At 54.4% G+C, this 9414-nt stretch carries 10 protein-coding genes; 5 read left to right on the plus strand and 5 right to left on the minus strand.

Annotated features, from left to right (window positions below; genetic code table 11):
- Positions 1-173 precede the first annotated feature (173 nt).
- The 4 genes from thyA to rppH all read right to left on the minus strand — a co-directional run bounded on the left by thyA (position 174) and on the right by rppH (position 4851).
- Positions 174-968, minus strand: a complete 795-nt coding sequence (gene thyA / locus ACSZO1_RS12055) for a thymidylate synthase (RefSeq protein ID WP_437612826.1) — start codon at positions 966-968, stop codon at positions 174-176.
- A 6-nt stretch (positions 969-974) separates the two neighbouring features.
- A complete protein-coding gene (gene lgt / locus ACSZO1_RS12060) occupies positions 975-1847 on the minus strand; it encodes a prolipoprotein diacylglyceryl transferase (RefSeq protein WP_437612828.1) in 873 nt (290 codons plus the stop codon).
- 217 nt (positions 1848-2064) lie between these two features.
- Positions 2065-4311: a phosphoenolpyruvate--protein phosphotransferase gene (gene ptsP / locus ACSZO1_RS12065; RefSeq protein WP_437612830.1), complete on the minus strand. Its 2247-nt coding sequence runs from the start codon at positions 4309-4311 to the stop codon at positions 2065-2067.
- A 12-nt stretch (positions 4312-4323) separates the two neighbouring features.
- Complete coding sequence (rppH, locus tag ACSZO1_RS12070) at positions 4324-4851, minus strand: RNA pyrophosphohydrolase (protein WP_437612832.1); 528 nt, start codon at positions 4849-4851, stop codon at positions 4324-4326.
- 441 nt (positions 4852-5292) lie between these two features.
- Between rppH and ACSZO1_RS12075 the strand changes: the two genes are divergently transcribed.
- The 5 genes from ACSZO1_RS12075 to ACSZO1_RS12095 all read left to right on the plus strand — a co-directional run bounded on the left by ACSZO1_RS12075 (position 5293) and on the right by ACSZO1_RS12095 (position 8617).
- A complete protein-coding gene (locus ACSZO1_RS12075) occupies positions 5293-5439 on the plus strand; it encodes a hypothetical protein (RefSeq protein WP_437612846.1) in 147 nt (48 codons plus the stop codon).
- Between the two features lie 99 nt (positions 5440-5538).
- Entirely contained in the window at positions 5539-6225 is a 687-nt protein-coding gene (mutH, locus tag ACSZO1_RS12080; RefSeq protein ID WP_437612834.1) for a DNA mismatch repair endonuclease MutH, read from the plus strand.
- Between the two features lie 150 nt (positions 6226-6375).
- Complete coding sequence (locus ACSZO1_RS12085; protein ID WP_437612836.1) at positions 6376-7086, plus strand: TerC family protein; 711 nt, start codon at positions 6376-6378, stop codon at positions 7084-7086.
- A 107-nt stretch (positions 7087-7193) separates the two neighbouring features.
- The gene (locus ACSZO1_RS12090) at positions 7194-7409 is read left to right on the plus strand and encodes a YgdI/YgdR family lipoprotein (RefSeq protein ID WP_437612838.1); all 216 of its coding nucleotides are present in this window, start codon (positions 7194-7196) and stop codon (positions 7407-7409) included.
- Between the two features lie 167 nt (positions 7410-7576).
- Positions 7577-8617 (plus strand): NADP(H)-dependent aldo-keto reductase, encoded by a 1041-nt coding sequence (locus ACSZO1_RS12095; RefSeq protein WP_437612840.1) that lies wholly within the window; start codon positions 7577-7579, stop codon positions 8615-8617.
- A gap of 156 nt (positions 8618-8773) precedes the next feature.
- Here the strand turns inward: ACSZO1_RS12095 and ACSZO1_RS12100 are convergent, their stop codons facing one another.
- Positions 8774-9259, minus strand: a complete 486-nt coding sequence (locus ACSZO1_RS12100; RefSeq protein WP_437612842.1) for an Lrp/AsnC family transcriptional regulator — start codon at positions 9257-9259, stop codon at positions 8774-8776.
- Between the last annotated feature and the right edge of the window lie 155 nt (positions 9260-9414).

The following is a 9414-nucleotide window of genomic DNA, read 5'->3' on the forward strand; positions in this document are numbered from 1 at the left end:
AGTGAAACGGAGATCACTGCTATAAAAAAGCGCAGAAACACTGCATGAGGACAGCAGAGGATGACGGGTATAAGGAATACAGCAGTAAAATATACGGGGAAGCGCAATAACGGCAGGTAATATGCAGGCAACAGAAAGAAAACGGCGGTGATCTAGCGACCACCGCCAGAGCGTTAAATCGCGACCGGTGCTTTGATTGCCGGATGCGGATCGTAGCCTTCGATCTCGAAATCGTCGAAAGTGTAGTCGAAAATCGAGTCAGGCTTACGCTTAATCACCAGCTTCGGCAGCGGACGCGGTTCACGCGACAGCTGTAACGCGGTCTGTTCCAGGTGGTTGCTGTACAGGTGGGTATCGCCACCGGTCCAGACAAAATCACCCACTTCCAGATCGCACTGCTGCGCCACCATATGCACCAACAGCGCATAGCTGGCGATATTAAACGGCAGGCCGAGGAACACATCGCAGGAGCGCTGATACAGCTGGCAGGAGAGCTTGCCGTCTGCAACATAGAACTGGAAAAATGCGTGGCATGGCGCCAGCGCCATTTCGTCCAGTTCACCGACATTCCACGACGATACAATAATGCGGCGTGAATCCGGGTCCTGTTTCAGTTGTTCCAGCACCTTACTGATCTGGTCAATCTGGCGACCATCCGGCGTGCCCCAGCTGCGCCACTGTTTGCCGTAGACCGGGCCTAAATCGCCGTTCTCATCCGCCCATTCATCCCAAATCGTCACCTTGTTTTCCCGCAGATAAGCAATATTGGTATTGCCCTGCAGGAACCACAGCAGTTCATGGATAATTGAGCGCAGGTGACAGCGCTTGGTGGTCACCAGCGGAAAACCTTCCTGCAGATTGAAACGCATCTGATGACCAAAAATCGACAGCGTGCCGGTTCCGGTGCGATCGTTTTTCGGTGTGCCCTCGGTGAGCACTTTCTGCATTAACTCCAGATACTGTTTCATTTTTCCTCACGAAAGTTGTTGCTGCGGGCGACGACGGTACGCCCAAATCATCATAATCACACCGGCCAGCACCATTGGGATCGACAGGATCTGTCCCATGCTGATCACGCCACCAAACAGGCCAAGCTGCGCATCCGGCTGGCGGAAGAATTCAATAATAATACGGAAAATACCGTAGCAAATCAGGAACAGGCCTGACACCGCACCCATTGGACGTGATTTGCGGATAAACAGATTAAGGATGATAAACAGCACCACGCCTTCCAGCAGCAGTTCGTACACCTGTGAAGGGTGACGCGGCAGCACACCGTAGGTGGTCAGCAGCGACTGCCACTCCGGGTGGCTGTTGATCAGCGCCAGGTCTTCGCCGCGTGAACCCGGGAACAGCATCGCCAGCGGGAAGTCCGGTGCGACACGGCCCCACAGTTCGCCATTGATAAAGTTGCCCAGACGCCCTGCGCCAAGGCCGAACGGGATCAGCGGTGCAATAAAATCAGCAACCTGGAAGAAATGACGTTTGGTGCGGCGCGCGTACCAGAACATCACCGCAATCACACCCAGCAGCCCGCCGTGGAATGACATTCCGCCATCCCAGACTTTAAACAGGTACAGTGGGTTATCGAGGAACAGCGGCAGGTTGTAGAAAAACACGTAACCCAGGCGACCGCCGAGGAATACGCCCAGGAAGCCCATATACAGCAGGTTTTCCACTTCGTCTTTTTTCCAGCCGCTGCCGGGTTTATTCGCCCGACGCGTTGCCAGCCACATGGCGAAGACGAAGCCCACCAGATACATCAAACCGTACCAGTGGAGAGAAACCGGTCCGATGGAGAAAATCACCGGATCAAACTGAGGGAAAGCCAGATAGCCGTTATTCATCTTTCACCATAAAATTGTCTGCCCTGAACGGTGGGCGGCTGAATAAGTAAATTCGTGCGTGCTGGCACGCGCAGCGCAAAGCATCCTGCCGGTGACTGATGAAAAATCAGTCACTTTGCGGCCTGCTAAGGCTGCGAATCATAGCACAGGCGTTATAGTAACGGGGGCGAGAACTGTAAACTTTGGTATACCGGACAAACAGTTTGTGCTGTCCGCATCAGCGCCCGCCGCGGATCAGGCCGCCCAGCCCGCGTCGTTCCATAAAGGCTGCCACCTGATGGCGTACCTCAATCGCGGTATGCGCCTGCAAACTGCGCTCCGCCAGTTTTTCTGCCTCTTCACGATCGATATGGCGCAGCAGGTATTTTACCCGCGCCACATTACGGCCGTTCATACTGAGATGGTAATAACCGAGGCCAATCAGCAGCACCACACACATCGGATCGCCCGCCATTTCGCCGCACAGGCATAGCTCAATGCCCGCCCGCTGTGACTGCTCAGCAATACAGCGCAACGCCTGCAGCAGCGCCGGATGCAGGCTGTCATACAGGCTGGCGACGCGGGTATTGTTACGATCCACCGCAAGCAGATATTGTGTTAAGTCGTTAGTCCCCACCGAAACAAAATCGACGCGCGACGCCAGATGCGGGATCATAAACAGGATCGACGGCACTTCAATCATCACGCCAATACGCGGTTTCGGGATCGCATAGCCCAGCATCTCTTCCACTTCACGCCCGGCGCGATCGATCAGCCGTTTCGCTTCATCGATCTCATCCATGCTGGTGATCATCGGCAGCAGAATACTCAGGTTGCCGCTCGCCACGTTGGCGCGCAGCATCGCACGCAACTGCACCAGGAAAATCTCTGGCTGGTCGAGCGTCAGACGAATACCACGCCAGCCCAGGCTGGGGTTCTCTTCGCTAATCGGCATATACGGCAGTTGCTTATCAGCGCCGATATCCAGCGTACGCAGCGTCACCGGTTTATCGAGAAACATCTGCAGCATGCCCTGATACTGCGCCACCTGTTCCTCTTCCGACGGGAAGCCGTTCTGCAGCATAAACGGAATTTCCGTACGGTACAGACCAATGCCATCCACCCAGCTGCCCAGCGCCTGCTCATGCTCGGCGCTGAGACCGGCATTCAGCATCACCTGTACCCGCTCACCGCTTTTCAGTGCGCCCTGCTGCTCGACAACATCTTCCGCCAGCTTGCTGAGTTCGTTTTCTTCACTCACCAGCCGCTGGTACTCGTGCACCAGCACCGGCTCCGGGTCGACCAGCAGCTCACCGCGATAACCGTCGACAATCAGCAGTCGCTTATTCAGCTGTTCCGGCTGAATATCCGCACCCATCACCGCCGGAATGCCCATCGCCCGTACCAGAATCGCGGCATGGGAGTTGGACGCGCCGTCGCGTACCACGACGCCCGCCAGACGCTCTGGCGGCAACTCAGCCAGCGTGGTGGCGGTCAGTTCATCGGCCACCAGCACAAAGCGCTCCGGCCAGGTATTGTTGCCCTGCAGGCTGTCGTCGAGGTGAAACAGCAGGCGCTGACCGAGTACGCGCAGATCGCCAGCGCGTTCACGCAGATAGTTGTCCTGCAGACTGGCAAACTGGGCGGCAAATTTTTCAATCACGGTTTTCACCGCCCACTCAGCCACTGAGCCGTCATCAATGGCCGCAAACAGATCTTTCTTCAGTCGCGCGTCGGTCAGCAGGTGGGAATAGAGATCGAAAATCGCCGCGCTCTCTTTCTGCACGCTGGCGGTAAAGCGTTTGCTGTAGCGGCGGAACTCATTGGAGGCTTCCGCCATTGCCAGCTGCAGACGTTCGCGCTCACGCAGACTGTCCAGCGTTGAGGCGGCGGAAACCAGATCCAGTGACGGCTGGGTATTGTCAACCCAGCCCGGTGCCACCGCCACGCCCGGCGCGGCGGCCAGCGCACGAATGCGTGACTGACGGAACTGACCAAACAGCTGCTGCAGTTGCGATTGCGACAGCAGCGTCGCCAGCTGCGTCGCCAGCGTCACCAGGAAGGACTCTTCGCTCTCATCGAACTGGCGATGCTCGCGCTGCTGCACCACCAGCACACCAAGCAGCTGACGGCGGCTGATGATCGGCACGCCGAGGAAGGAGCGGAAGCGCTCCTCTTTTACGGAAGGAATATATTTAAAGCTGGGATGCTTTTGTGCATCAGCGAGGTTGATCGGCTCGGCCAGCCGCCCGACCAGGCCGACGATCCCTTCATCAAATGCCAGCGCAACAGTACGCCCACGCGGTTTTTTCAGTCCGCGCGTTGCCATCAGGTAGTAGCAGCGACGATCATGATCCGCGAGATAAACGGAGCAGACCTCCGTGTCCATCGCCAGGCAAATCTCGTTAACCAGAATCTCCAGCGATTCATGTAATCGTGGAGCACCCGCCACCTTCTCAACAATATCGCGCAACTGTGTGAGCATAATCTGCGTGGCTTAACCTCTTTTCCGTCGATAAGCAGGCGCATTGCGCTGCACAGAACTCTCCTGCACTGGCATTACCACACCAGAAAACTCCTTCATCACGCGGCGATACACATCACGCTTGAAGGAAACCACCTGGCGCACCGGATACCAGAAGCTCACCCAGCGCCAGCCATCAAACTCCGGCGTGCTGCTGGTTTGCATATTGATATCCGCGTCATTACACATCAACTGCAGAAGAAACCACTTTTGTTTCTGGCCGATACATACCGGCTTTGTGTCCCAACGCACCAAACGTTTTGGCAACTTATAACGTAACCAGTTACGGGTAGAAGCAAGAATACGGACGTCTTTCCGGTGTAACCCAACTTCTTCGAAAAGTTCGCGGTACATCGCCTGTTCCGCAGTTTCGCCTGGATTGATTCCCCCCTGCGGAAACTGCCAGGAGTGTTGTCCATAACGTCTTGCCCACAACACTTGTCCCTGCTTGTTACAGATTACGATACCAACATTCGGGCGGTAGCCATCATCATCGATCACCGGACTACCTCAAATTAAAACTCGGATGTTCTGATTGTTTCATACTCCTTACAGACGGTAAACCACTGGTTGTGCCCGGGAACACCGGATAACAATGGGATAACTCACAGATATATTAAAAGTTATAAACAGAGGGTGGCGGAAAAAGGCGATCTTATTCACGTTTTCTGTGGATAGCTTTGTGCAGAACTCGGTAGTGAACGGGGTACAACTTTTTCATTCAACCGAAAAGCCATTACATCACAAGGAAATTAATTAATACCAATCAAAGCGATAGCAACGTTAACCACTGAACGCGCTGCGCTGTTTATCGCCGTTCGACAAGTGCATTGTTCCCGCTGGCGAAAGATCGAGCATCGACTTTTTTATCCACAGAATATGCCAATAAGTTACGCACAAAATGACGCATTCGGGTAAAAAAAGCCGTCGTCAAGGCTGTAAATAGAAACAGTATTCCTTTTAACAATGAGTTATCCCACATTTCTGTGGATAACCCGGTGTAAGATCCTGTTTATTGTCGATGACAAACTGGTAAAACCGCTGCTCACCTTCACACACAGGCCGGAAGGAGGGGGTAAAAAACCATGAGTAATCATGCTATTATTGTTGTTTTACACAGCGGCGTGAACGCAGTAACAGTTCATCCCGTTAACTGTCTGTTTTTTAACCCCCTCCGCAGGAATTGTTATGGCCGTTGATTTTCCGCAGATCCTTCCCCCTGAAGATGAGGCGAGCCTGCTGGCACGCGCGCAGTCACTGGCGGGATACACGCTGGCGGAACTGGCGCAACGTGCGCAGCTGCCGATGCCCGCGGATCTGAAACGTGACAAAGGCTGGGTCGGCGCGCTGCTGGAACGGCACCTCGGTGCCAGCGCAGGCAGCAAACCGGAACAGGACTTTGCCGAGATTGGTGTGGAACTGAAAACCATTCCAGTGGACAGCCTGGGGCGTCCGCTGGAAACCACCTTTGTCTGCGTCGCGCCGCTGACCGGTAACAGCGGTGTCACCTGGCAGACCAGCCACGTACGTCACAAACTGGCGCGGGTGTTGTGGATACCGGTGGAGGGCGACCGTGCAATCCCGCTGGCAGAACGCCGGGTCGGTGCACCACTACTCTGGAGCCCGAACGCAGATGAAGAAGAGCAGCTGCGCCGCGACTGGGAAGAGTTAATGGACATGATCGTACTTGGCCAGGTGGAACGCATCACGGCACGCCACGGCGAATATCTGCAAATCCGGCCGAAAGCCGCCAACAGCAAAGCGCTGACCGAAGGCATTGGTGAAGATGGTCAGCCAATTATGACCCTGCCGCGCGGCTTTTATCTGAAGAAAAGCTTTACCGCGCCGTTGCTGGCACGCCATTTTTTGCTCTGACCTCATTGATGCGGATATCAGGCCGCTGATCAACCCGCAGCCAGAGCCCCCCGCAGGAGGATTTTTCCACCGCAGCGGCGAAATGATTCCCGACGCTATGGATGATGCGTATAATCGCCGTTTAACTTTCGTTTAGGATACGACGTCGCAATGTTTGACTGGATTGCAGATCCCAATGCCTGGTTAGCGCTCGGTACGCTGACCATCCTGGAAATCGTGCTTGGGATTGATAATATTATTTTCCTCTCGCTGGTTGTCGCTAAGCTGCCCAAACATCAACAGAACAAAGCCCGCCGTCTTGGTCTTGCTGGCGCGATGATGATGCGTCTGGCGCTGCTGGCATCGATTGCCTGGGTGGTGCGTCTGACCAACCCGCTGTTCACCCTGTTCGATCATCCGTTCTCAATGCGCGATTTTATCCTGCTGTTTGGTGGCCTGTTCCTGTTGTGGAAATCGAGCATGGAGATCCACGAAACCATCGAAGGCGGCGACGAAGAGCATAAAACCAATGTTCACTCCTTCTTTGGCGCCATCGTGCAGATTATGCTGCTGGATATTATCTTCAGCCTCGATTCCGTGATTACCGCCGTGGGGCTCTCCGACCATCTGTTCATTATGATGGCCGCCGTGGTGATTGCCGTTGGTGTGATGATGTTCGCCGCCCGCGCAGTGGGTGAGTTTGTCGATCGCCATCCATCGGTGAAAATGCTGGCGCTGGCGTTCCTGATTCTGGTTGGTTTCACCCTGATTCTGGAAAGCTTCAACATCCATGTACCGAAAGGTTACATTTATTTCGCGATGTTCTTCTCGATGGCAGTAGAAGCGCTGAACCTGATGCGCAGTAAAAAAAATCCCCTGTAAGAAGGGGATGCTCAAAAGCGCAATTCAGAATCCTGTGATTACTCTCCCGCAGCAAATCGTTTATTACTACACTGATAGACTGAAGAGAAAACTGCGGGAGAGGCCGAATGAAGTGGACGTTAAGTGCGGCGGCAATAGCGCTGGCATTACTGGTAAGCGGTTGCAGCAGCGATTACGTTATGGCGACCAAAGATGGCAAAATGATCATGACCGACGGCAAACCGGAGATCGATAAAGAGACCGGGCTGATAAAATATGTCGATGAATCAGGACATGAGCTGCAGATTAATGGCGACGACGTCTCGACCATTATTGAACGTTAATTCCCGCTGAATATGATGCCCGCCGCGCCACCCGTCAGTGCGCGGCGCGAGCGTGAATCCGCATTTCAGACTAAATCCCCTCTTCCCCCTCACCTCCCACGCGGTTATAGTCAAAAATGCTGCACCCAGGATTAATCCATTCCAAAATGAAAAAAGGAAGCCGGCAAATGCACTACCACCGTATCCCCCATAGCACACTGGAAGTCAGCACGCTGGGGTTAGGAACTATGACGTTTGGTGAGCAGAACAGCGAAGCCGACGCCCATGCTCAACTGGATTTGGCATTAAGTTCCGGTATCAACCTGATTGATACCGCTGAGATGTACCCGGTGCCACCTCGCCCGGAAACCCAGGGGTTAACTGAACGCTATATCGGTAGCTGGATCAAACAGCGCGGCAACCGCGACAAGATCGTGCTGGCCTCGAAGGTCGCAGGTCCGGTACGCGGCAATGATGCCTCGATCCGCCCCAATCAGGCGCTGGATCGCAAAAATATCCGCGAAGCGCTGGATGCCTCGCTGAAACGCCTGAATACCGATTATCTCGATCTTTATCAGCTGCACTGGCCACAACGCCCGGCCAACTACTTTGGCAAGCTGCACTACGAGTACAGCGACACCAGTGTACCAGTGACGCTGCTGGAAACGCTGGAAGCGCTGAACGAGCAGGTGCGTGCGGGTAAAATTCGCTATATCGGCGTCTCGAACGAAACGCCATGGGGCGTGATGCGCTATCTGCAGCTGGCGGAAAAGCATGAACTGCCGCGTATCGTCACCATTCAGAACCCGTACAGTCTGCTGAACCGCAGCTTTGAGCTGGCGCTGGCGGAAATCAGTCAGCATGAAGGCGTTGAGCTGCTGGCTTACTCCAGCCTGGCGTTTGGCACCCTGAGCGGCAAATACCTGAACGGTGCTAAACCGGCGGGGGCACGTAATACGCTGTTTAGCCGCTTCACCCGCTACAGCGGTGAGCAGTCACAACAGGCGATTGCCGAGTATGTTGCCCTGGCGAAGAAGCACAATCTCGATCCGTCACAGATGGCACTGGCCTTTGTGCGTCAGCAGCCGTTTGTCGCCAGCACCCTGCTGGGCGCGACCACGCTGGAGCAACTGAAGATCAATATCGACAGCTTTAATCTGACGCTGAGTGAAGAGGTGGTGCAGGGGCTGGAAGCGATTCACCGTCGCTATACTTATCCGGCACCGTAAAGTTAAACCTTGCACCGTTTCCCTCCCCCATAAAATGGGGGAGTTCAGGGAGGGGGAGCACACATCTGAGATGCTGAGTCGTTTGCTCCCCCATCCCAGCCTTCCCCCGCAGGCGGGGGAAGGAGCCTCTGGTGCCTGACTTTCAGTTCGGAGGTGTTAACCTGATACCCCTTCACTTACCTTCTTAATCGGATACGCCACCAGCGGTTTAATCTCTTTCAGCACAAACATACTCTGCATCTCTTTGATGCCGGGCAGTCTGCGTACCACCGACATGGCAAAATCGGCATACGAGTCGAGATCGGACGCCACCACCTGCAGCAGAAAATCCGCATCACCACCAATGCTGTAACAGGCCACCACATCTTCCAGCGCTGTCACCTCTTGCTCAAATTTCCTCGCTTCGGCTTCGCTGTGGCTGTCGATCACCACGCGAATAAATACCATCACCCCGAGGCCAATCTTTTTGCGGTTCAGCACCGCGCGATACCCCTGGATGACCTCATCTTCCTCAAGTTTGCGCACCTTGCGCCAGCAGGGAGATGCCGACATCCCGATTTTCTCCGCCAGCACCTGATTGGTCACCCGCGCATCATCCTGCAGCAGCTTGAGGATTTTCATTTCTGTCAGGTTAAGCATCATAGCAGAAAATTCCTTTCCATTTTTAAGTTGAATATGGTCATTTTTTCCTTTTCATGACCAATAAACAAGCAAAAAAGGGGTCGTGACGCAGACTTAGTGTTGTTGTACTCTTTGCCCTTTGGATGATTGATGGCAACGATTGATGTGGTTTGTCC

The sequence above is a fragment of the Erwinia sp. V71 genome, from assembly GCF_965644245.1.
In the GTDB taxonomy this organism is placed as follows: Bacteria; Pseudomonadota; Gammaproteobacteria; order Enterobacterales; family Enterobacteriaceae; genus Erwinia.